Genomic DNA, 26662 nt, shown 5'->3' on the forward strand with positions numbered 1-26662 from the left:
CGACCGGGTCTGAGATTTCCATCCATGCGCACGGCGTGGCCGACGCAGCAGCAAGCGCGACCCCACCGCCCGAGGGCAGGCGTGACGGAGGGTGCGGCAGACCGCAGCCGTTCACGCTGAACGCGGACACCCGCAAATCCCCGCAGGCAGGATGCACGGCGTTCGATCACCCAGGCCGCGCACCCGCGATCCTGTAGCATCGCCCGGCCATGACCGTTGCGCCCACACCCACCGACGCCCTGCTCGCGCAGATGACCACTCTGATGCACTGCGAGCGCGCCGACGGCTACGCCTGCGTGAGCGCACGGCGCGAACACGGGGCGCGCTCGGTGGACCTGACCCAGCCGCAGTTCGCGATTGTGCTGCAGGGCCGCCAACAGGTGCGCAGCGCGACCCAGTCGCTGCAACTCGTGCCGGGCGATCTGTTCCTGGCAACGCGCCGTTGCCGGATCGATCTGATCAACACGCCCGACCCGCAGACCGGGCTCTACATGAGCGCGGTGGTACCCCTGTGCGAGGAGGCACTGGCCGCTGCGCGCGCGTTGTGGAACGAGCCGCTGCCCGAGGCCGGCGCCGACATCGCGCGGCTGCCGGCGATCGATGTCGCACTGCCGCTGCGGCAATGGCGCGATGCGCTGCAACGCGGCCTGTATACCGAAGCACGCCTGGCGCTGGCCTCACTGGTCATCCACGTGTGCCGTCGCGGCCATGGCGGCCTGCTGCTGCCGCCGGCGCCAAGCATCGCCGAGCAGGTGCGTACGCTGATCGTCGCGCAACCGCAGCGGGCGTGGCGCTCGCGCGATATCGAAGACAGCCTGGGCATCAGTGGCGCCACCTTGCGCCGGCATCTGGCCGCCGAACAACGCTCGCTGCGCGAACTGATCACCGATGCGCGGCTGGCGCACGCGATGGCCCTGCTCTACAGCACGCGCTGGCCGCTCAAGACCGTGGCCGCGCGCGCCGGCTATCGCTCCACCCGCAGCTTCAGCCAGCGCTTCCAGCAGCGCTACGGGCTGGACCCGGCCAGCATCGGCAATAGCCGCTAGGGCGCCAACGCGAGCGCTTGGCGCAGCGCATTGAGCGAATCGCGCAGCTCGCTGCCGCCAGCATGGCGACACCGCGGCAGTTGCCGCCTGTCCTGGAGTTGCTCATGTCTGTTTCCGTCCTGCGTACGCTGGTGCCGCTGTTACTGGCCGCAAGCACCACGCTGGCGCACGCCGCTGCGCCCGCATCCCCCCACGCGCAGGTTCCCGGCTTCTACCTGCAGCACATCGGCACGCTGCGCGTCACCGCGTTGTTCGACGGCCGCGTGGGGCTGACGCGTCAACAACTGTCCAATGTGGACCCGGCAGAGCGCGACCGCCTGCTTGCGCGGGGCTACGTGCCTGAAGACGCCAAGGGGCTGCAGACCGCAGTCAACGCCTACCTGATCCAGGACGGCAGCCACCTCAGCCTGGTCGATACCGGCACCGCGCAGTGCCTGGGGCCCGGCCTGGGCCAGGTGCTGGCCAACCTGCGCGCCGCCGGTGTCGACCCCGCCCAGGTCGACGATGTGCTGCTCACCCACGCGCATCCGGACCACCTGTGCGGCCTGCTCGATGCGCAGGGCACACCGGCCTTTGCCAACGCCACGGTGTGGCTGTCCGACGCCGATGCCGCGTACTGGCTGGATCCCGCCTCGGAGGCCGCTGCCGCGCCGACGCTGCAGTTCGCCTTCCCGTTGGCGCGCGCGGCCGTCGCGCCCTATCAGGCCCAGGGTCGGCTGCGCCGTTTCCAGCCGGGCAAAACCACATTGCCGGCCGGCATCACCGCCCTGGACAGCCAGGGCCACACGCCCGGCCACGTCTCCTACCGCTTCGACGGCGGCGCTGGCAGCACCCTGCTGGTGTGGGGCGATGTGTTGCACTACCACGCCGTGCAGTTTGCCCAGCCGGACGCGTCGTTCGAGGCCGACAGCGATCGCACCAAGGCAATCGCCTCACGGCGTCGCCTGCTGGCGCAGGCCGCCGACGGCCGCTGGTGGGTGGCCGGCGCGCATCTGCCGTTCCCGGGCCTGGGCCATGTCCGCCGCGAGGGCGCCGCGTTCGCCTGGGTGCCGACCGAGTTCGGCCCGGTGCCACAATGAAAAAACGGCGAGCCCTGGCTCGCCGTTGTGGGCTGTCTGCAGGGCCAGGCGTCATCCGCCAGCCCGGCCCGGCTCACTCTGCGGCAGGCGCCGCTACGTCCAGGCCCAGCCAGCCGCCGACGATGCCGCGCAACTCGTCCACGCCCTGGCGCGACTCGCCCGAGTAGGTCTGCACGGTCACGCTGTCGCCGAAGCGCGAGGTCACTTCCTTCTTGACCTTCTGCAGGGTCTGCATCTGCTGGCCACGGCCGAGCTTGTCGGCCTTGGTCAGCAACCCATGCGCGGGCAGGCCGCGCTCGGCCGCATAGCCGAGCATCTGCAGGTCGTAATCCTTGAGCGGATGGCGGATGTCCATCACCACCACCAGCCCGCGCAAGGCCTCGCGGGTGCGGAAATAGCGGTCGATGAAGGCCTGCCAATGCGCCTGCAGGTCCTGCGGCACCTTGGCGTAGCCGTAACCGGGCAGATCCACCAGATAGCGCTCGGGCTGGATCTGGAAGAACACCAGTTGCTGGGTGCGGCCAGGGGTCTTGGACACGCGGGCCAGCGCGTTCTGGCGGGTCAACGCATTGAGCGCGCTGGATTTCCCGGCGTTGGAGCGGCCGGCGAAGGCGACCTCGTAGCCGCCATCGTCGGGCAATTGCCGGGCGTTATGGGCGGACAGGTGGTAGCGGGCTTGTTCGATAAGGAGCGACATCTCCCTAGGATCGCACGTTCGGGGCCTGACGGTTTTGCTGCACTGTTCGTTGACCCTGGCGCAAAGGCGTGTCGATAATCGAAGCACGCCTGCCACAGCCAGCACCCAACGCGCGCGGGCCGGGTCCATACGGAGCTTTAGCTGATGCGCCATGCTCGTGTGCTAGTCCTCGCCGCCGTCGCCGTACCGGTCATTGCCGCCGTGGCGTTTGCGCAATCGGCAGTCACGCCGATCCCCGATCCGCCGCCGGTGCGCATTGCCCCGCTGGAGGTGGACCTGTCCAAGACCACCTGGGGCGATGCCAAGGCCGGCCAGGCCAAGGCCGCCGCCTGCGCGGCCTGCCACGGCCCGGACGGCAACCCGGCGGTGGCCATGTACCCACGCATTGCCGGCCAGACCGAGCGTTACGTGGCGCACCAGGTCGCCCTGATCGCCAGCGGCGAGCGCAATACCGGCATGTCGGCGGTGATGGTGCCGTTCGTCAAGGACCTTACCGCGCAGGACATGCGCGACCTGGGCGCCTACTTCGCCACGCAGAAATCCGCAGCCGGCGTGGCCGACGACGCGGTGGTCAACGAGGGGCCGTACCAGGGGCTGAAGTTCTACGAGGTCGGCGAAAAGCTCTACCGCGGCGGCGACATCGCACGCGGCGTGCCGGCCTGCATGGCCTGCCATGGCCCGGCCGGCAGCGGCAATCCGGGCCCGGCGTATCCGCGCCTGGGCGGCCAGCATGCCGAGTACGTGGCGCGGCGCCTGAAGGAATACCAGGCCGGCACCACCCAGGAGCGCAACCCGGCGCTGTTCAATATCATGGCGCAGGTGGCGCACCCGCTGACCGAGCAGGAGATCCAGGCGCTGGCCAGCTATCTGCAGGGTCTGCACGACCGCGCCGACGATGCGGCCGCCGCGCAGCAGCCACCCGCAGCAACGCCCGCACGCTCATGAACTGACTGCCGCAATCGCCACACCGTGTCACGACGCCGGTCCCGCGACCGGCGTCGTCGTTTCCCGCTCTCCCCTCCCCATCCCCACGGAGCCCGCATGAATCTGCTTTCCCGTCTGTCCCTGATGCTGTTGGTGCTGCTGCCGCTGGCGGCCTGCGCCGCCGACAAGAACGCCCCGCCGGTGGAAGGCGACGACTACATCGTGATCGACGGCGGCCAGCCGTACGCGCCGCTGGCCGGCAAGGTCGAAGTGACCGAAGTGTTCGGCTACACCTGCCCGCACTGCGCGCACTTCGAGCCCACCCTGGAGGCCTGGGTGGCCAAGCAGCCGTCCTATGTGCGCTTCACCCCGGTGCCGGCGGCGTTCGGCGGGTTCTGGGATGCGTTCGCACGCGCCTACTTCGCCGCCGACATCCTGGGCGTGGCCAAGCGCAGCCATCGCGCCATGTTCGAGGCCATCCACGAAAAGCAGACCGTGCCGACCCAGAACGTCGCCCCGGAGGAACTGGCCGCGTTCTACGCCGGCTACGGCGTGCCGCAGCAGCGCTTCATAGAGACCTACAAGAGCCAGGCGGTGGATGCCAGGCTCGATGCGGCGCGCGAATTCGCCAAGCGCAGCAAGCTCCCGGGCACCCCGGCCATCATCATCAACGGGCGCTACCTGATCGGCGCGCGCAATTACCCGGACATGCTGCGCGTGGCCGATTACCTGATCGCCCGCGAACACGCCGCGCCTGCCAAGCGCTGAACCGCGTAACCGCCACCAACGGCCGCCCGTGGCATCATGCGCCCCGCGGCCGTCCGGCCCTTTCCTCGCCCCACGCTGGAGATCCAATCCGATGAAGACCCGCTTCGCCCTGACGCTGATGGCGCTGCTGCCGATCCTGGTCGCCTGCAAGGCCCAGGACGGCTCGTCCGATACCGCACCTGCCGCCACCACGCCGGCCGCCAAGACGGCACCTGCTCCGGCCGCTGCCACGCCGGCCGCCGACCCCGCCGCACCGCCTGCGGTGGGCGAGAGCGCCAGCACCCCGCCGGCCGCCGCCCCCAGCGCCGCACCGCGGGCGCCGAACGGCCCCGAGCCGGTCGCCGGCACCGATTATCTTGATATCGAAGGCGGCCAGCCCTACCAGCAGGCTGCCGGCAAGATCGAAGTGGCCGAAGTCTTCGGCTATGTCTGCCCCGCCTGCAACGCGTTCCAGCCGCTGATCGGGCCGTGGAAGGCCGGCCTGCCGTCGGACGTGCATTTCGTCTACGTGCCGGCGATGTTCGGCGGCCCGTGGGACGACTACGGCCGTGCGTTCTACGCCGCCGAAACCCTGGGCGTACAGGAGAAGACCCACGAAGCGCTGTACAAGGCCATCCACACCGAGCAGACCCTCAAGGGCGAGCGCGGCAAGGATTCGGTGCAGGACATCGCCGCGTTCTACGCCAAGTACGGCGTGGACCAGAAAACCTTCATCGACACCATGAGCAGCTTCGGCGTGTCGGCCAAGACCAACCGTGCCAAGCAGTTCGCCACCCGCAGCAAGCTCACCGGCACCCCGTCGCTGATCGTCAACGGCAAGTACCTGGTCAAGGGCCAGAGCTTCCCGGACATGCTGCGCATCGCCGATCACCTGATCGCGCGCGAACGCGCCACGCTGGCCAAGTGATCCTGTCGATCGCAGCCCTGTGAACGCTTCGGATTCGCGCACCCTGCGGGTGCTGACGGCCAATATCCAGGCCGGCTCCAGCACCCGCCGGTACAGCGACTACGTCACGCGCAGCTGGTCGCATGCGTTGCCGCTGGGCAGCAAGCGCACCAGCCTGGACAGCATCGCCAAGCTGGCCGGCGAGCGCGACATCGTCGGCCTGCAGGAGGCCGACCCGGGCAGCCTGCGCTCGGGCTTTACCAACCAGACCCACTATCTGGCCGAGCGCGCCGGCTTCCATTACTGGAGCCACCAGCCCAACCGCCGCATGGGCGGGGTCGCCTCCAGCGCCAACGGCTTGCTCAGCAAGCTGGAACCGCTGGAAGTGCAGGACCATGCCCTGCCCGGCCGGATCGGCGGGCGCGGCATCCTGCTGGCCAAGTTCGGGCAGGGCCGCGAAGGCCTGGCGGTGGCAGTGGCGCACCTGTCGCTGGGCGCCAATTCGCGCATGGCGCAGCTGGCCTTCATCGCCGAGTTGTTGTCCGAGCATCCCAACGCGATGTTGATGGGCGATTTCAACTGCATGGCCGACCGGCCGGAAATGCAGGCGCTGTATCGGCACACGCGCTTGCAACCGCCCAGCTGCGAGGTGCATACGTTTCCGAGCTGGCGTCCGGACCGGGCGATCGACCATATCCTGGTCAGCGACAGCCTGACGATCGAACATATCGAAGCGATTCCCGCAGCGTTCTCCGACCATCTTGCGGTCGGCATGGATATCCGCGTGCCGCTGCACCTGCTGCGCTGACAGCCACGCAAAGTGGCTACGGGTTCGCACTGGCGGACTCGACCGATGACACCCCCTCGACGCCGCCTGTGCGATAACGCAGGCGGTTTTTCGTTGGGAGCACAGCACGTGATACGCATCTTATGAGTGTGTCGGCATGAGTGCGGTCGCGCCGCAACCCTTGCCGGTGCGCACCCTGCGCCCGGTGTTCGTGCTGGCGGCAACCGTGGTCTGCACGTTTGCGTTGCTGGTGTCGTTGTTTCCGCTGGATGCAGGCCGTGTGCTGCTGGACGCGCAGACCTGGGCCTCGCGCAATGTCGGCTGGTACTACCTGCTGGCGATGACGGTGTATCTGGTGTTCGTGCTCGGCGTGGCCTTGTCCAGCTACGGCAACATCAAGCTCGGCGCCGATCACGACGAGCCGGAATTCAGCTATCTCTCCTGGGCCGGCATGCTGTTCGCTGCGGGCATCAGCATCACGCTGTTCTTCTTCTGCGTCTCCGAACCGCTCACCCATTACCTGCAACCGCCGCAAGGCGGCACCGGCAGCGGTGAAGCCTCGGCGCGGCAGGCGATGCAATTGCTGTTCCTGCATTGGGGCCTGCATGGCTGGGGCGTGTTTGCGCTGGCAGCGATGGCGCTGGCGTATTTCGCGTTCCGCCACAATTTGCCACTGGCCTTGCGTTCGGCGCTGTATCCGCTGATCGGCAAGCGCATCAACGGGCCGATCGGCTACACCGTGGATGCACTGGGCATCGTGGCCACCGTGTTCGGCCTGGGCGCGGACATGGGCTTTGGCGTGCTGCATCTCAACGCCGGCCTGAGCACCTTGATGGAGGTGCCGCACGCCCATTGGGTGCAGGTCGCGCTGATCGTGGCGATGATGGGGGCGGCGATCGTGGTGGCGGTGTCCGGCGTGGAAAAAGGTGTGCGCTGGATGTCGGACATCAACATGCTGCTGGCGATCGCGCTGCTGCTGTTCATGCTGTTCGCCGGCCCCACGCAGTACCTGCTCAACGCGCTGATGCAGAATCTGGGCGACTACCTTGGCAGTGTGGTCAACAAGAGTTTCGATGTGTACGCCTACGGCGGCCGCAGCGACTGGCTCGGCAACTGGACGGTGTTCTACTGGGCATGGTGGATCGGCTGGGCACCGTTCGTGGGCCTGTTCATCGCACGCATTTCGCGCGGCCGCACCGTTCGCGAGTTCGTGCTCGGCGTGCTGCTGATCCCGCTCGGCTTCACCCTGGCGTGGCTGTCGATCTTCGGCAACAGCGCGCTGGATCAGTTGCTGCATCACGGCCAGGGTGCGCTGGCGCAACAGGCCATCGCTGCACCGGAGACGGTGTTGTACGCGCTGCTGCAGGGCTACCCGTGGAGCCGCGCGGTGATCACGGTGACGGTGGCGATCAGCTTCGTGTTCTTCGTGACCTCTGCCGATTCGGGCACGGTGGTGTTGTCCACGCTGTCCTCCCACGGCGGCGAACCGCACGACGATGGCCCGCGCTGGCTGCGCGTGTTCTGGGGCGTGCTCACCGCGGTGGTGACCGGCGGCCTGTTGCTGGCCGGCAGCATGGACGCGCTGAAATCGGCCGTGGTGCTGGCCTCGCTGCCGTTCTCCGCGGTGTTGCTGCTGATGGCCTGGGGCCTGTCGCGCGCGCTCAGCCAGGAATCGCAGCGCAAGCGTGCGCAGCTCTACAGCCCCAGCCCGCTGATCGGGCAATCGCGGCATCACCGCGGCTGGCGTCAACGCCTGGGCCAGGCGATGCACTTCCCGGCACGCGATGAGGTCTATCGTTTCATGCACGACCAAGTGCGCCCGGCGATCGAAGCGGTCACCGCGCAGTTGCAGGAAGAAGGCTGGCAGGTCAGCAGCCGGCTGGACGACGACGACATGGAGATCAGCGTCGACCACGGCGAGCAGCAGGACTTCCGCTACCAGGTGGTGATGCGCGGCTACCTGACACCGTCATTTGCCGCGCAGCGCCTGCGCAACCAACGCTATTACCGCGCCGAAGTGTATCTGTACGAAGGCAGCCAGGATTACGACCTGGTCGGTTACAGCCGCGAACAGATCATCAACGACATCATCGATCAATACGAGCGTCACCTGCAGTTCCTGCATCTCACGCGCTGAGGTGCCGCCGCTGCCGCGTGCGCCCCACAGGAGGTTTGCCATGCCACGTTTCCCCGACCAGTTGCTGTATATCGGCGGCCGCTACGTCCCCGCCCGCGGCGGCCACACCTTCGAGGTGGTCAATCCCGCCACCGGCGAGGTGCTGGCCAATGTGCACAATGCCGGCGCCGACGACCTGGATGCTGCAGTCGACAGCGCCAAGGCCGGCCAGCAGCAATGGGCGGCACTGACCACGGTGGAACGCTCACGCATCCTGCTGCGTGCAGTGGCGCTGTTGCGTGAGCGCAACGACGCGCTGGCCGAACTGGAAACGCTCAACACCGGCAAGCCACTGAGCGAGACCCGCAGCGTGGACATCGTCACCGGCGCGGACGTGCTGGAGTACTACGCCGGCGTGGCGCAGGCGCTGCAAGGCGCACAGGTGCCGTTGCGCGAAGGCAGCTTCTTCTACACGCGGCACGAGCCGCTGGGCGTGGTCGGCGCGATCGGCGCATGGAATTACCCGATCCAGATCGCACTGTGGAAAGCCGCGCCCGCGCTGGCGGCCGGCAATGCGATGATCTTCAAACCCAGCGAGGTGACCCCGCTCACCGCGCTCAAGCTGGCCGAACTGTTCACCGAGGCCGGCCTGCCCGATGGCGTGTTCAACGTGCTGCCCGGCGACGGCGCCAGCGTGGGCACTGCGCTTACCGAACACCCACAGATCGAAAAGATCAGCTTCACCGGCGGCACCGCGACCGGACGCAAGGTGATGGCAAGCGCCTCGAGTTCGTCACTGAAAGACGTGACCATGGAACTGGGCGGCAAGTCGCCGTTGATCGTCTGCGCCGACGCGGACCTGGATCTGGCCGCCGACATCGCGATGATGGCCAACTTCTACAGCTCCGGGCAGGTGTGCACCAACGGCACGCGCGTGTTCGTGCCGCGCGCGCTGCGCACCGCTTTCGAGGCGCGGCTGCTGGCACGCGTGCAACGCATCCACATCGGCGACCCGCTGGACGAACGCACCACCTTCGGCCCGATGGTCAGCGCCGCGCACATGCAGCGGGTGCTGGACTACATCGAACAGGGCAAGGCCGAGGGCGCACGCCTGCTGTGCGGCGGCGAACGTCTGCGCGACGGCGCATTGGCACAGGGCTGCTATGTCGCACCGACCATCTTCAGCGATTGCACCGACGTGATGACCATCGTGCGCGAGGAGATCTTCGGGCCGGTACTGAGCCTGCTCACCTACGACGACGAAGACGAAGCGATCGCACGCGCCAATGCCACCACCTACGGCCTGGCCGCAGGCGTGGTGACGCCGGATCTGGCGCGCGCGCATCGCCTGATCCATCGCCTGCAAGCGGGCATCTGCTGGATCAACACCTGGGGCGAATCGCCGGCACCGATGCCGGTGGGCGGCTACAAGCAATCCGGCGTGGGCCGCGAAAACGGCCTGGCGACGCTGCAGGCCTATACCCGCACCAAATCCATCCAGGTCGAACTGGAACGCTACGCGTCGGTGTTCTGACGGGCCGACACCACCTGGCAGGCAGCCGCCACCGGCACCGCGCCATGCGCCAGCCGCAACCTGCGGACCGCGCTGCCGGCTTGAACGCTGCCGTTTCGAACAGCGGCCGCCGGTCCACCGCGCAATCGTTTTGAAAGCCGCTTCACACCGGCACCGCAACAAGGAGAACCCCATGCAACGCGAATACGACTACATCATCATCGGCGCCGGCTCGGCAGGCAACGTGCTGGCTGCGCGCCTGACCGAGGATCCGGGCGTCAGCGTGTTGCTGCTGGAAGCGGGCGGTCCGGATTACCGGCTGGACTTCCGCACCCAGATGCCGGCGGCGTTGGCCTTCCCGTTGCAGGGCCGCCGCTACAACTGGGCCTACGAGACCGAGCCGGAGCCGCATATGGCCAACCGGCGCATGGAATGCGGGCGCGGCAAGGGGCTGGGCGGCTCATCGTTGATCAACGGCATGTGCTACATCCGCGGCAACGCGCTGGACTTCGACCACTGGGCCAGGCGCCCGGGCCTGGAGGACTGGAGCTACCGCGATGTGCTGCCGTACTTCCGCAAGGCCGAAACACGCGACATCGGCGCCAACGAGTATCACGGCGGCGAAGGCCCGGTCAGCGTGGCCACGCCGAAGAACGACAACAACGTGCTGTTCCACGCCATGGTCGATGCCGGCGTGCAGGCCGGTTACCCGCGCACCGACGACCTCAATGGCTATCAGCAGGAAGGCTTCGGGCCGATGGACCGCACGGTGACGCCGCAGGGGCGCCGTGCCAGCACGGCGCGCGGCTATCTGGACATGGCGCGCCCGCGCGAGGGCCTGCACATCGTCACCCATGCCACTACCGACCGCATCCTGTTTGCCGGCAAGCGCGCAGTCGGCGTGCACTATCTGGTCGGCAACAGCAGCGAAGGCATCGACGCACATGCGCGCCGCGAAGTGCTGGTGTGTGCCGGAGCAATTGCCTCGCCGCAGCTGCTGCAGCGCTCCGGCGTCGGCGCGCCCGACCTGCTGCGCGCACTCGATGTGCAACTGGTGCACGACCTGCCCGGCGTCGGCCAGAACCTGCAGGATCATCTGGAGGTCTACATCCAGTACGCCTGCACCAAGCCGGTGTCGCTGTATCCGGCATTGCAATGGTGGAACCAGCCGGCCATCGGTGCGCAGTGGCTGTTCGCCGGCACCGGCACCGGCGCCAGCAATCAATTCGAAGCCGGCGGTTTCATCCGCACGCGCGAGGAATTCGACTGGCCCAATATCCAGTACCACTTCCTGCCCGTCGCGATCAATTACAACGGCAGCAATGCGGTGAAGGAACACGGTTTCCAGGCGCATGTAGGCTCGATGCGCACTCCCAGCCGCGGGCGCGTGCATGCCAAGTCGCGCGACCCGCGCCAGCATCCGTCGATCCTGTTCAACTACCAATCCACCGATCAGGACTGGCAGGAATTTCGCGATGCGATCCGCATCACCCGCGAGATCATCGCCCAGCCCGCACTGGATGCCTACCGCGGCCGCGAAATCAGCCCGAGCGCAGACTGCAAGACCGATGCCGAGCTGGACGCCTTCGTGCGCGCGCGCGCAGAGACGGCGTATCACCCGTCCTGCTCCTGTGCGATGGGAAGCGATGACATGGCGGTGGTCGATGGACAGGGCCGCGTGCACGGCATGGAAGGCCTGCGCGTGATCGATGCATCGATCATGCCGCGCATCATCACCGGCAACCTCAATGCCACCACCATCATGATCGCCGAGAAGATCGCCGACCGCATGCGTGGCCGCACGCCCTTGCCACGCAGCACGGCCGACTACTACGTGGCCGGCGATGCGCCCGTGCGCGGGTGACGCTGGAAAACGCGGCGCACCGCCCCGGGTCGAGGGCGCGGCGCCCTCACCGCTCTCGGGACACGCCGGAAGTACGTTCTTGTAGGCTCGGTGGCGGCATCCATGCCGCCGCACGGTCCCGCAACCGGCGAGGACACCGCACCAGACAGTTGGTCGGCGCTTGTTCGAAAAGCTGTCTGTGGTGCGGCGTGCATCACGTGGAGCCGATGCTTGATGATCGAACGAGGCGCATCAGCACCGCTCTTACCATGCACACCGACTATATCGACTGGTCCTTGCCCGCCCACCGTCGCGGGACCTTACGCGGCATGGATGCCGCGTAAGAGCCTACACGGACGTACTTGCGGCGTGTCCTGCGATGGTGGGCGGGCAAGGGCCTTGCAGCCAACTCACAGCGTCGAGGGTGCGGTGTGCATCACGTGGAGCCGATGCTTCATGATCGAACGAGGCGCATCAGCACCGCTCTTACCCTGCACACCGACTATCTCGACTGGTCCTTGCCCGTCCACCGTCGCGGGACCTTACGCGGCATGGATGCCGCGTAAGAGCCTACACGGACGTACTTGCGGCGTGTCCTGCGATGGTGGGCGGGCAAGGGCCCTGCAGCCAACTCACAGCGTCGAGGGCGCGGTGAGGACACCGCACCAGAAAGTTGGTCGGCCCTTGTTCGAAGAGCTGTCTGTGGTGCGGCGTGCATCACGTGGAGCCGATGCTTGATGATCGAACGAGGCGCATCAGCAACGCTCTTACCCTGCACACCGACTATCTCGACTGGTCCTTGCCCACCCACCGTCGCGGGACCTTACGCGGCATGGATGCCGCGTAAGAGCCTACACGGACGTACTTGCGGCGTGTCCTGCGATGGTGGGCGGGCAAGGGCCCTGCAGCAAATCCGCAGATCAGCCGCTCTCCGCTTTACGACTGCCCAGACAGACTAAAACTTCAAGTCGACCCGCGCATACCAGAAGCGCCCACCGGGGATGTCGTAAGTGGACGCGTCATAACCATTGAGGGAGCACGACAGGCACAGCGGCGGATCCTTGTCGAAGACGTTGTTCAAGCCGGCCGTCAGTTGCAGGCCTTTGAGCCAATCGACGCGATAGCCCAGCTGCGCATCGTGGTAGGTGATCGCATCCAGGCGGTTGGTGCCCACTGCAGGATCGGAGCACACCGCAAATTCCACCGCATCGCCGCATTGCTCGGTGAGCTTGGAGATGTGGCGCGCGGTCCATGATGCAGTCCAGCGGCCCAGCGACCAGTCCAGCACCGCGTTGCTGGTCCATTCCGGGATCGCGCTGTCCACCACTTCGATGCCTGGCCCCTGCGGCTGCCGTTGCCCCGCCGCACCGAGCGCCTCGTAGCGGCCCACGAAGGTGTTCTGCCAGGACACCTTGAAACGGCCAAACGCCGTCTCCGGCAATGTCCAGAACAGATCCATATCCCAACCGTCGGTCTTGATCGAGCCCAGATTGGTCAAGCGATTGTTGAACGCATTGATGCCGCCGGTGGACGCGCGCCCGATGCCATTGCAATACAGCGCGTCCAGGGTATCCACGCACAGGTCCAGCTGCGTTTGCGCGTTGATCGCCTGGATCGCGCCATCGACATGGTGCCGATAGAACGTCATCTCCAGATCGAGGCGATCGGACCAACTGGCATTGCTGGCAAAGCCAGGACTGAACACGAAGCCGGCGCTGAAGCTGCGCGAGCGCTCCGGATCCAGCTGCTCGTTGCCGCCGGTGGTGACCGAGATCTGCTGGTTGGCCTGCTGGTAGCCGGCCGGCACACCGAGCGATGCGCAATTGGCGGCGCTGCCACGCGGCGCCGTGCCACCCAACCCGATCGAGCATGGATCGGACAACTGCAGGTCGGCGCGCGCCGCCGAACCGAACAACTCGCCGATGGTCGGCGCGCGGAAGCCTTCCGCGTAACTGGTGCGCAGCACCAACTCATCGGTGACCTGCCAACGCAAGCCGTATTTTGGCGTGAACTCGCCGCCGAAGGTGGAGTAATCCGAATAACGGCCAGCGATGTTCAAATCGAGTTTGTCGCCCAGCGACGAATTGGCGAAGATCGGGATATTGAGTTCGAGATAGGCCTCGTTGACGTCGTAGCTGCCCGAGGTCGGCAACGACGGCACACCGTTGTAGCGCCCCGCCACGGTGAGCGGATCGGGTTGGTACGACCCTTCGTACTTGCGGTACTCGTAGCCGGTGGCGAACGACACCGCGCCGCCGGGCAGCTGGAACAACTCGCTGCTGAGGTTGGCGGTGAACAGGCTCAACTCGTTCTGGCTGCGGTCGCGCACCACCGGCTGGATCCAACGCAACATCTCCGGCGTGATGCTGCCGGCGCCGCCGAAGATATCCAGCGGCACGCAGCCGGCCACCGCCGCACATGCGGCCGGATCGCCCAGGCCCAGATTGATGTTGTAGAGGTTGTAGCTGCCGTAGTTGGTCTGTTCGGCCTTGTTCTTGCTGTACATGCCGTTGACGTCCCAGTACCAGGTCCGCGCCGCGCCTTCGAAGGTGCCCACCAGGCCAGTGCCGAAATACTGCGTGTCGACCTGCTGCTCGAACCGGCGCGCACCGCCTTCCACCGGGCGGCGGCCAATCTGGATCAGGTTGGTGGCCGAGTTCAACGCGAAGCCGAATGGATTGAACGGATTGAGCGCGGAAATCACGATGTTGTCGGCCAGCGGATTGCCGGTGCCGGCATCGGGGCCGAGAAAGATCGGCTCGGGCGCGGCCTGGTTGGTCGACTCGCGCCGGTTGCCCAGCGCCTTGACGTACCACTGCACGTCGTCGTTGAAGTAGTAGCGGAATTGCGCGAACACGCCCTTGCGCTCGGACGGCGTCAGCAACAGATTCTGTTCGGCGAAGTTGTAGCGGTCAGCGGTGCCGAAACAATGGTAATCGTCGCTGCGCGTACAGCCGGCACTGCCATCGTATTGCGGCGTGCCAACGCCGGCGTTGGGCGTGAGGTTCTGGCGCACGCCGGTGTTGGGGTCGACGAACTGGAAGCGGCCGTCCGGCGTTGCCGAACTGGCGAAGGTCAGCCCTGTACCCGGAATCGGGAAGCGGGCCTGCGCACGATCGCGCGCGTAGATCGGATCCTGCTTGACGTAGCTGGCCCCCAGAAACAGGCTGAAGTCCTCGCCGCTGGTACCCCAGGCCAGGTCCATGCCCTGGTTGGCGCCGTCGCCCTTGCCGTATTGCCCGTAGTTGAGCGTGACCTGCGCACCGTCGAAGCTGCGCCGGGTGATGATGTTGACCACGCCGGCAATCGCGTCCGAGCCGTATAGCGACGAGGCGCCGTCCTCGAGCACCTCGATGCGCTCCACGATCGCCAACGGAATGGTGTTGAGATCGGTCGACGAGCCCACGCCCGAGGCCGAGGATTCGTTGACCCAGCGGATGCCATCGACCAGGACCAGCACGCGCTTGGAACCGAGGTGGCGCAGGTCCACCTGCGCCGAGCCGGCGCCCACACCACCGCCATCGGGCGGGAAGCCGAAGTTGCCGGACGAATTGAATTTGGCGTTGAGCGCCGACCCCGAGGCGGTGAGTTCCTGCAGCACCTCGCCGATCGAGGTCAGGCCGGTGCGTTCGATGTCGGCGCGGTTGAGCGTCTGGATCGGCACCTGGCCCTGCAACTCTGCGGTCCGGATGCGCGTGCCGGTGACCTGCACGCTGTCGAGCGTGCGCGTGCTCGGGGCGGCCTCGGGCTGTTGCGCCCAGGCGAGTGTAGGAACCAGACACAAGGACAACGGCACGGCCAGGCATGACCGACGGGGGCCAATCAGACGCTTCATCCTCTCTCTCTCCAGAAGGATTCTTGAGTGTCCGCACGCCCCCGTGCCCTGCGGTCCGCCCCCACTTTTAAACGAAACCTTAACGCCCCGCAAGCCAGCCGTGACGCAGTGGGAAGTGGTCCGCAGTGCTCCGCAGCGGCAGGCCACGGTGCACACGCGCGGTACGCACCGGCATCGCACGCCCATCGCTGCCGGCAGCGACGGGCGGCACCGGTCTGCTGCGCATTCACTCAGGCGCGCCGGCGTGCTTCGGTATCATCGCGCAATGACCTATACCCCCCGTCTTGCCACTGTTTTCGTCGGTTTGCTGTGCCTTGGCAGTACTGCGCTGCATGCCCAGAGCCTGGACCCGCAATTGACCGCCATGCGCGATGCCATCGCGGCTGCAGAGCGCGGCCAGTCCGATGCCGGTCAGCTGGCCGCGTTGAACCGCCACCCGCTCTATGGCTGGCTGGAATTTGCCACGCTCAAGCGCAACATCGACAACGTCTCCACGGCACAGGCGCAGGGATTCCTGCAGCGTTATGCAGGCCAGCCGGTGGCCGAGAGCTTCCGTGGCACCTGGTTGCCGGCGGTGGCACGCCGCCAGGACTGGAACACGCTGCTGGCCAACTGGAAGCCCACCGACAACCTGGGCCTGCGCTGCGCGCAGCTGACCGCGCGCCAGGCGACCGGCAAGCTGGATGCACAGTGGAGCCGCGACGCGTTGACCCTGTGGCGCACCGGCAAGGGCCTGCCCGATGCCTGCGATCCGGTGGTTGCCGGGCTGGAAGCGCGGGGCGAACTCACCCCGGCGCTGCGCTGGGAGCGCGTGGAGGCGGCGGCCGATGCACAGCAGCCTGCGGTGATGCGCACGGCCGCGCGCGGCTTGCCGGCGGCCGATCTGGCATTGGCTAACGATTACGCCGCGTTTCTGGACAAGGTGCACCCGCGTGCACTCGGTTGGCCAAAGACCGAGCGCAGCCGTCGCATCGCCGTCGACGGCCTGGCCAAACTGGCCAAGAGCGATCCGGACGCGGCCGAGCAGCAGTTGCCACAGCTGGCGACCGCGCTTGGCTTCAGCGAGGCGCAGCGCGGCCAGGTGCTGTACCAGATCGCGCTGTGGACGGTGGCGTCCTACCTGCCGGATTCGGCACGGCGCCTCAATGCAGTCCCCGATGCCTCATACGACGAGCGCCTGCACGAATGGCGCGCGCGCGAAGCGATGTCGCGTGGCGACTGGCCGGCGGCCCTGGCGGCGATCCGCAAGATGCCGGCGACCCAGCGCAGCGATTCGCGCTGGCAGTACTTCGAAGCGCGCCTGGCCGAGAAGACCGGCGCGGCCGCAGCCGCACAGCGGCTGTATCGCGCAGCCGCGCAATCGCCGACCTTCCACGGCTTCCTGGCCGCCGATCGCCTGCAGCAGCCGTATCGGTTGTGCCCGTGGGAGCCCAAGGACACCCCGCAGGCCAAGGCCGCCGTCGCACGCGATCCGGCGTTGATCCGCGCCATCGCCCTGTTCCAGATCGACCGGCCGGGTTGGGCGGTGGCCGAGTGGAACGATGCCGCGAGCCGCTTCGACGACCCCCAGCGCCGGCTGGCGGTGCAGGTAGCCAGCGAAAACGGCTGGTTCGATCGCGCAGTGTTCGCGCTCGGCAAGCAGCCGGACGAACAGCGCCTGTATGCGTTGCGCTTTCCGCTGCATCACGACGACAGCATTCGCCGCGAAGCGGCCAAGAATGCGATCGACCCGGCCTGGGTGGCAGCAGAGATCCGTGCCGAGAGCATCTTCAATCCACGCGCGCGTTCGCCTGCCAACGCGATGGGCCTGATGCAGGTCTTGCCGGGCACCGGCGCGGCGGTGGCAAAGGGCATCGCCCTGCCCGGCTACGCGGGCGCCACCAGCCTGTACGAGCCGGACACCAACATCGCCATCGGCACCGCCTATCTGCGCCAGTTGCTCAATACCTACGGCCGGCCCTACCTCACCATCGCCGCCTACAACGCCGGCCCCGGGCCGACCGGCCGCTGGCAATCGCAACGCCCCAACTTCGAGCCGGATTTCTGGATCGAGACCATCAGCTACAAGGAAACCCGCGAGTACGTCGCACGCGTGCTGGCTTTCAGCGTGATCTACGACTGGCAACTCAACGGCGACATGCTGCCGCTGAGTGATCGCCTGATGGGCAAACTGGTGGACAAGCGCCTGAAGCCGGTGTGCACGCCAGGCCAGGCGACCACCAACGCGGCGCAGGACTGAGCTTCAAGTCAGCCGCCAGGCACCACCGCCGGATGAGGTGGTCGCTGTTGCGCGGTTGCGGATGGTTGTCGCTCGGCCACGGGTGCGAGAGCTGGGTGGGGGCACCATTACCGAACAACGCGTTCCAGGCAGTGCTTGCCCCATGCGCACCGACCATCTCGACTGGTCCCTGTCCGCCTACCGTCGCGGGACCTTGAGCGGCATGGATGCCGCGCCAGAGCCTACAAGGACGTACTTGCGGCGTGTCCCGCGATGGTGGACGGGCAAGGGCCCTGCAGCCAAGCCGCAGATCCGCCGCTCTCAGCGCTACGACTGAATGACCCGCATTGACCAATCGGGACCAGCTGCCGAGATTTGCATGTTGGCGTCACCTGGCATTCCAAAACGCTGCGCGGAAATCCCACAGCAATTGATGCATGGTGTTTCGACCCGCGCACCGCATCGGGCATCATGTCGCGATGAAGATCTATCTCGTTGGCGGCGCAGTCCGCGATGCCCTGCTTGGCCAGCCCGCTGGCGACCGCGACTGGGTCGTGGTCGGTGCCGATCAGGCGCAGATGGAACGCCTGGGTTTCAAACCGGTGGGGAAAGATTTCCCGGTGTTCCTGCATCCGCGTAGCGGCGAGGAATATGCGTTGGCGCGTACCGAGCGCAAGTCCGGGCGCGGCTATCGCGGCTTTGTGGTGGATGCCGATCCGTCGGTGACGCTGGAAGAAGACCTGCTGCGCCGCGACTTCACCATCAACGCGATTGCACGCGACGAAGACACCGGCGAGTTGTTCGACCCATATGGCGGCGCGCGCGATCTGCAAGCGCGCGTGCTGCGGCACGTGGGGCCGGCCTTTGTCGAAGATCCCGTGCGTGTGTTGCGCGCTGCCCGCTTCATGGCGCGGCTGGCGCCGCTCGGTTTCACTCTTGCGCCCGAAACTGCCGCATTGATGCGCGAGATGGCCGCCAGCGGCGAGCTGGACAGCCTGGTGCCCGAACGCGTGTGGCAGGAATTACGCCGCGTGCTGGAGAGTGCGCAGCCGTCGGCCTTCCTGCGCACGCTGCACGACACCGATGCGCTGCGCGTCATCCTGCCCGAGATCGATGCGCTGTATGGCGTGCCACAACGTGCCGAGTTTCATCCGGAGGTGGATACCGGCATTCACCAGGAAATGGTCAGCGACATGGCCGCGCGACTGGCGCCCGGCGATGCGCTGGTGGGCTTTGCCGCACTGACCCACGACCTGGGCAAGGCGCTCACACCGCCGGAGGAATGGCCGCGCCACATCATGCACGAACAGCGCGGTGTCGTCCCGCTGCAGGCAGTGTGCGAGCGCCTCAAGGTGCCGCAGGATTATCGCCAGCTCGCCATCACCGCCTGCCGCGAACATCTGAACGTGCACCGCCTGGCCGAGCTGCGCGACCGCACCGTGCACGAGCTGCTGGTGCGCTGCGATGCCTTCCGCCGCCCCGAGCGTATCGCGCAACTCGCGCTGGTGTGCGAAGCCGACAAGCGTGGCCGGCGGGGCAGCGAAGAGGCCGCGTATCCACAGGGCGACCAACTCAAACGCCTGCATGCTGCTGCGCTGGCCATCAATGCGCGCGACCTGGCCGCAGAAGGCCTGCAAGGCCCGCAAATCGGCGAGGCGTTGGCGAAGGCACGGATTGCGGCGATTGCGGCGGCGCGCAAGACCAGCGCATAGCCAGGGCATCGCGCATACCGTCGTAGCAACGCAACAAAGATACGAGCGCGCCAGGCAGGACGTGGCTGCACCGCTCCGGGCTGGCGACCACCCAACCCGGTCGACGTCAGGGATGCGGGGCACACGTAGGGTGTTCGCCATTCAACCAGGCGGCTGCAGAACAGCAGCCGCCTGGCCGTGCGTCACAGCTTGAAGTTCAGACTCAGCATGAAGGAGCGGCCGTTCTTGTAGATGTAGTACGGCTGGTTCTTGTTGCCGATGTAGCTGAAGTAGGTTTCGTCCAGCAGATTGGTGGCTTCCAGCGCCACGCGCAGCCGCTCGGTGGCCTGGTAGCCGAACGACGCATCGACCTGGGTGAACGCATCGGTCATCTGCTGCCCGTTGAGGCGACCGATCTGGGTGAAATATTCCGAGCGCCAGCCCAGGTTCACCCGTGCGCTCCATTTGCCCTGCTCGTAGTACGGGCTGATGTTGTAGGCGTTGCGCGAGTTGTACGGCAGGCTGTAATCGCCATCGGTTTTCGAGTCGGAATAGGTGTAGTTGGCCACCACGCCGAACCCGTTGCCGAAGTTGTGCTGCAGGTTGAGCGCCACGCCCTGCACCTTGGCATCGCCGGCGTTGGTCGGCACGGAGGTCTGGTAGGTGCTTGAGCCGCCGGTGGCGTTGTTGAAGAACACCCGGTCTTCCACTGTGGTGAGGATGTAGTTGGAGATATCGCGCGAGAAGAACTCGCCGCTGAGCAGGCTGCTGTCGGAGAAATACCACTCCAGCGATGCGCCCAGGTTGGTGGACTCGTACGGGCTCAGGCCGGGATTGCCCGTGGACGCGGTAAGCGTGGTGTCGTCGGTGGCCACGTACGGGGTCATGTTGGTGTAGCGCGGCCGCGCAATCACCTTGGAGGCAGCCAGGCGCAGCATCAGGTCATCGCGCAGGTCGTAGGCGATGTTGAACGACGGCAGCCACTTGCCGTAGCTGTTGAGGAAGTTGACCGGTGTGTAGCCGCCACCGGGCGCGTAGCTGAAACCATCGGTGGAATCACGCGTGTGCACGTACCGCACGCCGATGTTGCCGCGATAGCGCTCGCCGGAAAAATTGCCCTGCAGGAACCAGGCGCGGTTCTGCTCCTCGATGCTGTAGTTGCCGGCGTAGCTGATCGGCAGGCCGGCATCGCCTTCCAGGCCACCGATGTAGCGACCGATCGCACTGCGGCCGATGGTGGACCAGCGTTGCATGTCGGCGCTGGTGGACAGGCCGTCCAGGTAGCCGGACGGCGTGGTGCCTGGCGAAAAATCTGCGAGCGTGCTGCCGTCGTTCGGTGTCCAGGTACGGCTGTAGGACGACTGCCCGGTGGCGTGATTGGTGAGCTTGATGCCGGTCAGGATCTGCGTGAACGGCCCCCACTCCACCGCATGGTCGAAATCCAGCTGCAGGTAGCGCTCCTTGTCGTACTGCGGGCTGTGGCTGGCCGAGGCATTGTTGAGTTGCATCGCCGCCGCGTTGGTGGGGTCGGTGCTGTAGTCCATCGCGGTGCGGCGCCCGTCGATGTCGTAGCTGTAACCGGCGAGATTACGGAACTGGATGCCGTAGATGCGCTCGGCGCCGCCTTGCGAACTGGTATACCCCACCTGGCTGGATGCATTCCAGCCGTCGCCATGCCAGTCCGCGCGCAGATGGATGCTGCCGGTGCTGACATCGCTGTTGCGCAGGTAGCCATCCAGGAATGTGGTGGACTGATCGCCGAAGGTGCCCGAGGTCGCCACGCCGTTCTCGAAGCCCAGCGCCTGCGCATCGCCAGGGTTGGAGCCCCAGTACCCGTAGCGGCTCTGGTTGTAGTTGTCGAAACTTTCCTTGACGTACAGGCCGGTCAGGTTGAGCTCGAAATCGGCATCCGGCTTCCACTGCAATGCAGCGCTGACACCATCGCGTTTGCGCGTCTGCTGAAACAAGGCGGTGTTGATCGAGGTCGGAAATACGCCGGTGTTAGTGCCGACCACGGCCGGCGGAAACGCAGCGCCGGCGACATCGTCGTAGCCGAAGATCTCCACGCCATCGCGACGCAGCACGCGCTGCGAATGCATCACCGAGGTGAGGACACCGAACGTTTCATCCTGGTTCTTCCAGCTGTACAGGGCCGAAGCGTTCGGCTTGCCTTCGTCGGACCGGTCGTTGTAACCGTAGCTCACCGTACCGGTCAGCGTATTGCGTTCGAGCTCCAGCGGCTTGCGCGTGTGCACGATCACGGTGCCACCGATCGAACCTTCGTCGATGCGCGCCTCCGGTGTTTTGTAGACCTCCATCAGGCCGACCACTTCCGGCGCCAGCGTGCTGTAGTTGAACGAGCGGCTGTCCGGGTCGTTGGGGTCGCCGCCCCAGCTGGTGGAGGCAATGGTCTGGCCGTTGAGCAGCACACGGTTGAGCGCCGGATCGGTGCCGAGGATGCTGACCTTCTCGCCTTCGCCGAACTGCCGGTCCACGGTGATGCCGGACAGGCGCGACAGTGACTCGGCGACGTTGGTATCGGGGAATTTGCCGATGTCTTCGGCGCTGATCGCATCGACGATCGCATCGGCATTGCGCTTGACGTTGAGTGCCTTGCCGAGGCTGGCTTGATAGCCGACCACCTTGACCTCGTCCAGCGTGGACACCGATGGGCTGGTCTGCGCGGGCGGCTGTTGCTGGGCGGGTTCCGCCTCCTGCGCAAACGCGGGAAGCATGCTGGCACCGGCAAGGGCAGCGCCACCCAGCAGCAGGCGACGGACGGCAACGCTCAGTCGCGAGCGACATGGCGCACGCTCGGCAGCGTTGGCGGAATCACGGGACAACTCACACACACGGGCTTGCAGCATTGCGTGGACCTCTTGGCTGATGCGTCGGGTCGCAACCGTCCGGTTGCTTGAGAACGCGCAGAGCGCGCGCCACACCCGCGATCCGTCCCCCTGTACACCGGACGGCGAGCAGCGTCTTCCCGCAGGCCGGTGGCGGCGTGCGGGGCAAGGCGCCAGGCCGATGCATGACCGGCCGGCAACGTCTTTCATGAAGTCGGAGCACGCTCCTGATCGCTGACAACGTTATCAGCGAAGGTGCCTTCCCCACGCGGCGCTGTCAACTCAACGACACAAATAGCCACTTTCATGCCTGAAGCCGCGCCTTGAGTGCAGAAATTGGAATGACAACGCAATCGTGACCGCATTCCTTCGCCTCGATGAATAGACCACTGCCGTTAGAGGGCGGCCGCCATAGGCCGCGCAGCCGAATGCCGCGTGTTTGCAGACATCGATGTGGTGCGTGCAAGCGTTTATTGTTCCGCAGGCAGTATTCGCGCACTGCAGATCGCCTTGCGATCGCGGCACTCGGCGGCGAAGCAAGCCATTGCGCCCACGTCGGTTCCATACGGCTGAAAGCGCACCGACACCGGTCGATCGTCACATGTCTGGCGGATACGTCAGCCCTCGAACAGGCGATCACCTAGAACGGATGCAGGCCTGCGTCCGCAGCCACTGTGCAGCAGTATCGATCATATCCACCTGCGAGCCAAGCAGGACATCCGGCTGCAGCCGGCCGTCGGTGCGACGCCCGTTGCGATCCTGCGTGTGGCTACTGGCAATCGCAAGGACAGCGCCGCCAGGCAGGTCCACAGAGCGATTGCCGGTGGTCTGGCCAGCGCTTGGCTGACCGAAGCTGCGCGTATTTGCACGGCCGCGAAAGGAGATCGCGACCATCTCGCCCGCACTTGCGGTCCTGGGGCCGATCAAGATCGCGACCGGGCGATCTATTTGCAGCGAGGCAGTCGCGCGTGCCGAAGATCGTGCCCGCCAGGGCGATTGCTTGCCTGCCGCATCGACAAAGCTGCCGAGCACTGCATCACCCAGTAGCGGATGCAGCCCGTTGATCATTGGCCACATCGTGCCGCCGGTGTTGTTGCGTACATCGACGATCCAGCCACAGCTGGCCTGTGCGGCGACTTGATCCAGCGCCGTTGCAAGCGATGTCCCGTAAGCATTGCTGACTTCCTTGGAGGACGTCATCAGGCCGGGGACCTCGAGATAGGCGATGCCGGATGGCAGCAGACGCGCCTGCATGGTGGGCCGCTCGCGCTGTGCAACGGCTTCCACGGCATGTCGCCTGGAAGGACGCATCAGGAAACTATGGCCGTCATCGAGCTGGGCGACCAATGCATCGATGGCGACATAGGCGTCCACTTCGCGCATGTGTGCGGCCTGCGCACGCAGCTGCGGTTCACGCGTGGTCCAATCGATGCGTGCGCTGTGCAAGGCGTTCTCCCGGATCGCGGGGATGGCGACATCCAGGATCGCGCTGGCCGATGCCGCATCGGCCAGCGGCTCTGCAATCAAACGCAGCTGGCTTACGTCCAGCGCTCCATCGCCTCGCAGCACAACACCGATCAACACCTTCTGCGCACCCATCGGTACCTGTAGCGCAATGGAGCGGCTTGCACGCGTCGTACCGACGACCGGGTCGGTTTGTGAGCTTTCGAACGCCAGGCGTTTGCCATGCGCATCGTCGGCGCGCATCCACAACGTAGCGCCCTGCGGTGCGTTGGAGGTTGCCAATACACCGGACAACAGCAACGACTGGCCGCGCAAGGAAACCGCGTCCAACGCTGCGGAGGCAGCCCCGAACTGCGCAGTGCGCGCGGCAACTGCGGTCAGACGCAATTGCGCCCCTTCACCGGACTGCACGTCGCCTTGCACGGCAGTCAGTTGGTAATCAGCGCCACCGGCAGCCGCGTACCAGTGTGGAATCGCTGCCACCGCATGCACGCTGCACAACAGGCTCAGCAGCCACCATCGCGTCCATGCGTAGTTCATCCTTCACCCGTCGCAAGCTGAGGTCGGACGCAACTCTAGCAGTCATCTGAATGCGCTGCATGCCGTACGCGAGCTGCGACATCCAACCCGCCGGACGTGGCGACGAGGGGCACTGCAGCCGCAGATCGCGCGCAACAACCGCGGTGGTTGAACAACACATGCGGCGTCGCGCAGTCATCAAGCCCGCTTGACGCGGGCGTCTGCGGCCCGGCCGATATGCTTACGCGCCCTGCCCGGCCACCCAGGTGCCGAGCACCTGCACATCGGCATCCACCAGCACCAGATCGGCCTGGTAGCCCGGTGCGATGCGCCCCAGCCGGTCGCCCAGGCCGATGCATTGCGCAGGATAGGTCGATGCCATGCGTGCGGCTTCGGCCAGGTCCACGCCCAGCCACTGCACGCTGTTGCGCACTGCGGTGGCCATGTCCAGCGCCGAGCCGGCCAGGGCGCCGTCGGCATTGCGCACCACGCCGTCGACGGCAGTGATGGTTTCGCCGTACAGGTCGAAGCTGGGGCTGTCGGCACCGACCATCGGCATGGCGTCGGTGACCAGCAACAGCTTGCCGCGCGGCTTGGCGGCCAGCGCCAGGCGCAGGCTGGCCGGATGCACGTGCACGCCGTCGACGATGATGCCGCACCACACAGCGGGGTCTTCCAGTGCGGCGCCCACCGCGCTGGGCTCGCGCCCGGTCAGTTGCGACATCGCGTTGTACAGATGGGTGAACCCGCTGACGCCGGCGGCAATGCCAGCGTGCGCCTGCTCGTACGTCGCCGCCGTGTGGCCGGCGAACACGATCGCGCCACCGGCGACGAAGGCGCGGATGTCGTCCAGCGGCACCCGCTCGGGCGCGAGCGTGATCAGGGTGACGCCGTTGTCCAGCGAGGTATCGACGGCAATCTCGTGCGCGTCGGGCAGGCGGAACTTGTGCGCGTCGTGCGTGCCCTTGCGGGCCGGGCTCAGGTACGGGCCTTCCAGATGGATGCCGAGCACGCCGGGTACGCCTTGCGTGATGGCCTTGCGCGTGGCGTCGATCGCCTCGGCCATGACCTCGGCGGTGTCGCTGATCAGCGTCGGCAGCATGCCGGTGGTGCCGTAGCGGCGATGTGCTGCGGCAATGGTGGCAAGCGCCTGCGGGTCGCGCGCGTTGTTGAACAACACGCCGCCACCGCCATTGACCTGGATGTCGATAAACCCGGGCAGCAAGGTGCCGCCACCCAGATCCACGCGCGTGTGCGCCTGCGCAACACGCGCATCGTCGGCTGCCACGATCGCCAGGATCTGCGTGCCGGCCAGCAATACGGCCAGTCCATCCTGCAGGCCGTCGTCGGTGAGCACGCGTGCATTGCATAACGCCTGAATCGGGGAAGCATCCATGTTCAAACGGTTTCCGTGACCTTGTTCAAATGCGGCGGCAGATCGGGATTATGGCCGCGCTGCAGGGCCAGCGCGTTGATCGCGCGGTAGAAGCTCTGCACGGTCAGCAGCGGTGCGCTGGCCGGATGCACGGCATCGACGAGCGGCAGATCGCCATCGGGCGCGGCCAGCCACACCTGCGCGCCACGGGCGCGGAATTCGGCAGCGAGCGCACGTGTGCCGGCGCCGGTCTCGTCGGGCTGGGCGAACACCAGCACCGGGAAGCCCGGCCCCACCAGCGCCATCGGGCCATGCTTGACCTCGGCCGAGCTATACGCTTCGGCATGCAGGCCGCAGGTTTCCTTGAACTTCAGCGCCGCTTCCTGCGCCGCGCCCAGGCCCAGGCCACGCCCGAGCACGAACAGGTTGTGCGCAGGCACCAGGCCGGCGGTGAGTGCGGACCAGTCGGCCTGCCAGGCGCTGCGCAACTGCTGCGGCAATGCATCCACCGCCGCGAGCAGGGCCGGGTCGTTCTTCCACACCGCGCCCAGGTGCAGCACGGCGGCCAGCGAGGCGAGATAACTCTTGGTGGCGGCGACGCTTTTTTCCGGGCCGGCGCCGAGCGGAATCACCACCTCGGCCAGTTGCGCCAGCGGCGAATCCTCCACATTGACCAGGGCGACCACGCGCGCGCCGGCCGCCTTGGCGGCCTCGGCATTGCGCAACAGGTCCGGGCTCTTGCCCGACTGCGAAATCACGATGTACAGCGCGCCGCGCAACTGCAGCGGCGCTGCGTAGACCGAGCCCACCGACGGCGATGCAGAGGCCGTCACGATGCCGAGCTGGGTTTCGAACAGATACTTGGCGTAGGTTGCGGCGTGATCGGAACTGCCGCGTGCGCAGGTCACCACGAACGGCGGCGGCGTATCGCGCAGCGACTGCGCGAGTGCGGCAACGGTGTCGGCATTACGGGCGAACTGTGCGGCGACCACGTCGGCAGTCTGCGCCGCCTCGCGGAACATCAAGGTCTCGGTTTCGGTGGGAAGGCTCATCAG

The 26662-nt window shown here is 66.5% G+C and carries 17 protein-coding genes; 11 read left to right on the forward strand and 6 right to left on the reverse strand.

Translation table 11 applies throughout. The features are described 5' to 3' along the window. The first annotated feature begins 209 nt into the window (after window positions 1-209). Complete coding sequence (locus EO139_RS10925; protein WP_104649709.1) at window positions 210-1046, forward strand: helix-turn-helix transcriptional regulator; 837 nt, start codon at window positions 210-212, stop codon at window positions 1044-1046. Between the two features lie 104 nt (window positions 1047-1150). Continuing rightward, window positions 1151-2125, forward strand: a complete 975-nt coding sequence (locus EO139_RS10930) for an MBL fold metallo-hydrolase (RefSeq protein WP_126970582.1) — start codon at window positions 1151-1153, stop codon at window positions 2123-2125. A 73-nt stretch (window positions 2126-2198) separates the two neighbouring features. Here the strand turns inward: EO139_RS10930 and yihA are convergent, their stop codons facing one another. Beyond that, the gene (yihA, locus tag EO139_RS10935; protein ID WP_024939454.1) at window positions 2199-2822 is read right to left on the reverse strand and encodes a ribosome biogenesis GTP-binding protein YihA/YsxC; all 624 of its coding nucleotides are present in this window, start codon (window positions 2820-2822) and stop codon (window positions 2199-2201) included. 144 nt (window positions 2823-2966) lie between these two features. On the opposite strand from yihA, the gene EO139_RS10940 reads away from it, so the two are divergent. The 7 genes from EO139_RS10940 (at window position 2967) to betA (ending at window position 11680) form a co-directional block, all read left to right on the forward strand. Further along, entirely contained in the window at window positions 2967-3767 is an 801-nt protein-coding gene (locus EO139_RS10940; protein ID WP_164739813.1) for a c-type cytochrome, read from the forward strand. Between the two features lie 96 nt (window positions 3768-3863). Then, entirely contained in the window at window positions 3864-4514 is a 651-nt protein-coding gene (locus EO139_RS10945; protein WP_126970584.1) for a thiol:disulfide interchange protein DsbA/DsbL, read from the forward strand. A gap of 91 nt (window positions 4515-4605) precedes the next feature. Beyond that, window positions 4606-5421 (forward strand): thiol:disulfide interchange protein DsbA/DsbL, encoded by an 816-nt coding sequence (locus EO139_RS10950; RefSeq protein WP_126970586.1) that lies wholly within the window; start codon window positions 4606-4608, stop codon window positions 5419-5421. Between the two features lie 49 nt (window positions 5422-5470). Further along, the gene (locus tag EO139_RS10955; protein WP_104533297.1) at window positions 5471-6208 is read left to right on the forward strand and encodes an endonuclease/exonuclease/phosphatase family protein; all 738 of its coding nucleotides are present in this window, start codon (window positions 5471-5473) and stop codon (window positions 6206-6208) included. Between the two features lie 136 nt (window positions 6209-6344). After that, window positions 6345-8324 (forward strand): choline BCCT transporter BetT, encoded by a 1980-nt coding sequence (betT, locus tag EO139_RS10960; RefSeq protein ID WP_104586014.1) that lies wholly within the window; start codon window positions 6345-6347, stop codon window positions 8322-8324. Between the two features lie 40 nt (window positions 8325-8364). Next, window positions 8365-9837 carry a betaine-aldehyde dehydrogenase gene (gene betB, locus EO139_RS10965; protein WP_104586016.1) on the forward strand — a complete coding sequence of 491 codons (1473 nt, stop codon included), beginning with the start codon at window positions 8365-8367 and terminating at the stop codon, window positions 9835-9837. Window positions 9838-10009: 172 nt separating this feature from the next. Continuing rightward, window positions 10010-11680, forward strand: coding sequence for a choline dehydrogenase (betA, locus tag EO139_RS10970; RefSeq protein ID WP_126970588.1), 1671 nt, complete (start codon window positions 10010-10012; stop codon window positions 11678-11680). Between the two features lie 934 nt (window positions 11681-12614). On the opposite strand, the gene EO139_RS10980 is transcribed toward betA, so the two are convergent. Then, on the reverse strand, window positions 12615-15494 hold the full coding sequence (locus EO139_RS10980) for a TonB-dependent receptor (protein WP_126970590.1): 2880 nt from the start codon (window positions 15492-15494) through the stop codon (window positions 12615-12617). Window positions 15495-15759: 265 nt separating this feature from the next. Here EO139_RS10980 and EO139_RS10985 point away from each other — a divergent pair, with 265 nt between their 5' ends. Beyond that, window positions 15760-17733 carry a transglycosylase SLT domain-containing protein gene (locus tag EO139_RS10985; RefSeq protein WP_206515136.1) on the forward strand — a complete coding sequence of 658 codons (1974 nt, stop codon included), beginning with the start codon at window positions 15760-15762 and terminating at the stop codon, window positions 17731-17733. Window positions 17734-18191: 458 nt separating this feature from the next. Continuing rightward, the gene (locus tag EO139_RS10990) at window positions 18192-19424 is read left to right on the forward strand and encodes a multifunctional CCA addition/repair protein (protein WP_126970650.1); all 1233 of its coding nucleotides are present in this window, start codon (window positions 18192-18194) and stop codon (window positions 19422-19424) included. Window positions 19425-19606: 182 nt separating this feature from the next. Here EO139_RS10990 and EO139_RS10995 read toward each other — a convergent pair whose 3' ends face one another. The 4 genes from EO139_RS10995 to EO139_RS11010 form a co-directional block, all read right to left on the reverse strand. Then, entirely contained in the window at window positions 19607-22138 is a 2532-nt protein-coding gene (locus EO139_RS10995; protein ID WP_126970652.1) for a TonB-dependent receptor, read from the reverse strand. A 747-nt stretch (window positions 22139-22885) separates the two neighbouring features. Beyond that, window positions 22886-24253 (reverse strand): S41 family peptidase, encoded by a 1368-nt coding sequence (locus EO139_RS11000; protein WP_206515137.1) that lies wholly within the window; start codon window positions 24251-24253, stop codon window positions 22886-22888. Between the two features lie 220 nt (window positions 24254-24473). Further along, complete coding sequence (gene nagA / locus EO139_RS11005) at window positions 24474-25628, reverse strand: N-acetylglucosamine-6-phosphate deacetylase (RefSeq protein ID WP_126942753.1); 1155 nt, start codon at window positions 25626-25628, stop codon at window positions 24474-24476. Window positions 25629-25630: 2 nt separating this feature from the next. Then, window positions 25631-26659: an SIS domain-containing protein gene (locus EO139_RS11010; RefSeq protein ID WP_104583817.1), complete on the reverse strand. Its 1029-nt coding sequence runs from the start codon at window positions 26657-26659 to the stop codon at window positions 25631-25633. Between the last annotated feature and the right edge of the window lie 3 nt (window positions 26660-26662).

This window comes from Xanthomonas sp. BRIP62411, from assembly GCF_003993525.1.
Classification (GTDB): Bacteria; Pseudomonadota; Gammaproteobacteria; order Xanthomonadales; family Xanthomonadaceae; genus Xanthomonas; species Xanthomonas euroxanthea.

Coding starts and splice junctions, on each gene's coding strand:
- EO139_RS10925 (WP_104649709.1), top strand. CDS start 210: ATGACCGTTGCGCCCACACCCACCGACGCCCTGCTCGCGCAGATGACC.
- EO139_RS10930 (WP_126970582.1), top strand. CDS start 1,151: ATGTCTGTTTCCGTCCTGCGTACGCTGGTGCCGCTGTTACTGGCCGCA.
- yihA (WP_024939454.1), bottom strand. CDS start 2,822: ATGTCGCTCCTTATCGAACAAGCCCGCTACCACCTGTCCGCCCATAAC.
- EO139_RS10940 (WP_164739813.1), top strand. CDS start 2,967: ATGCGCCATGCTCGTGTGCTAGTCCTCGCCGCCGTCGCCGTACCGGTC.
- EO139_RS10945 (WP_126970584.1), top strand. CDS start 3,864: ATGAATCTGCTTTCCCGTCTGTCCCTGATGCTGTTGGTGCTGCTGCCG.
- EO139_RS10950 (WP_126970586.1), top strand. CDS start 4,606: ATGAAGACCCGCTTCGCCCTGACGCTGATGGCGCTGCTGCCGATCCTG.
- betT (WP_104586014.1), top strand. CDS start 6,345: ATGAGTGCGGTCGCGCCGCAACCCTTGCCGGTGCGCACCCTGCGCCCG.
- betB (WP_104586016.1), top strand. CDS start 8,365: ATGCCACGTTTCCCCGACCAGTTGCTGTATATCGGCGGCCGCTACGTC.
- betA (WP_126970588.1), top strand. CDS start 10,010: ATGCAACGCGAATACGACTACATCATCATCGGCGCCGGCTCGGCAGGC.
- EO139_RS10980 (WP_126970590.1), bottom strand. CDS start 15,494: ATGAAGCGTCTGATTGGCCCCCGTCGGTCATGCCTGGCCGTGCCGTTG.
- EO139_RS10985 (WP_206515136.1), top strand. CDS start 15,760: ATGACCTATACCCCCCGTCTTGCCACTGTTTTCGTCGGTTTGCTGTGC.
- EO139_RS10990 (WP_126970650.1), top strand. CDS start 18,192: ATGAAGATCTATCTCGTTGGCGGCGCAGTCCGCGATGCCCTGCTTGGC.
- EO139_RS10995 (WP_126970652.1), bottom strand. CDS start 22,138: ATGCTTCCCGCGTTTGCGCAGGAGGCGGAACCCGCCCAGCAACAGCCG.
- EO139_RS11000 (WP_206515137.1), bottom strand. CDS start 24,253: ATGAACTACGCATGGACGCGATGGTGGCTGCTGAGCCTGTTGTGCAGC.
- nagA (WP_126942753.1), bottom strand. CDS start 25,628: ATGGATGCTTCCCCGATTCAGGCGTTATGCAATGCACGCGTGCTCACC.
- EO139_RS11010 (WP_104583817.1), bottom strand. CDS start 26,659: ATGAGCCTTCCCACCGAAACCGAGACCTTGATGTTCCGCGAGGCGGCG.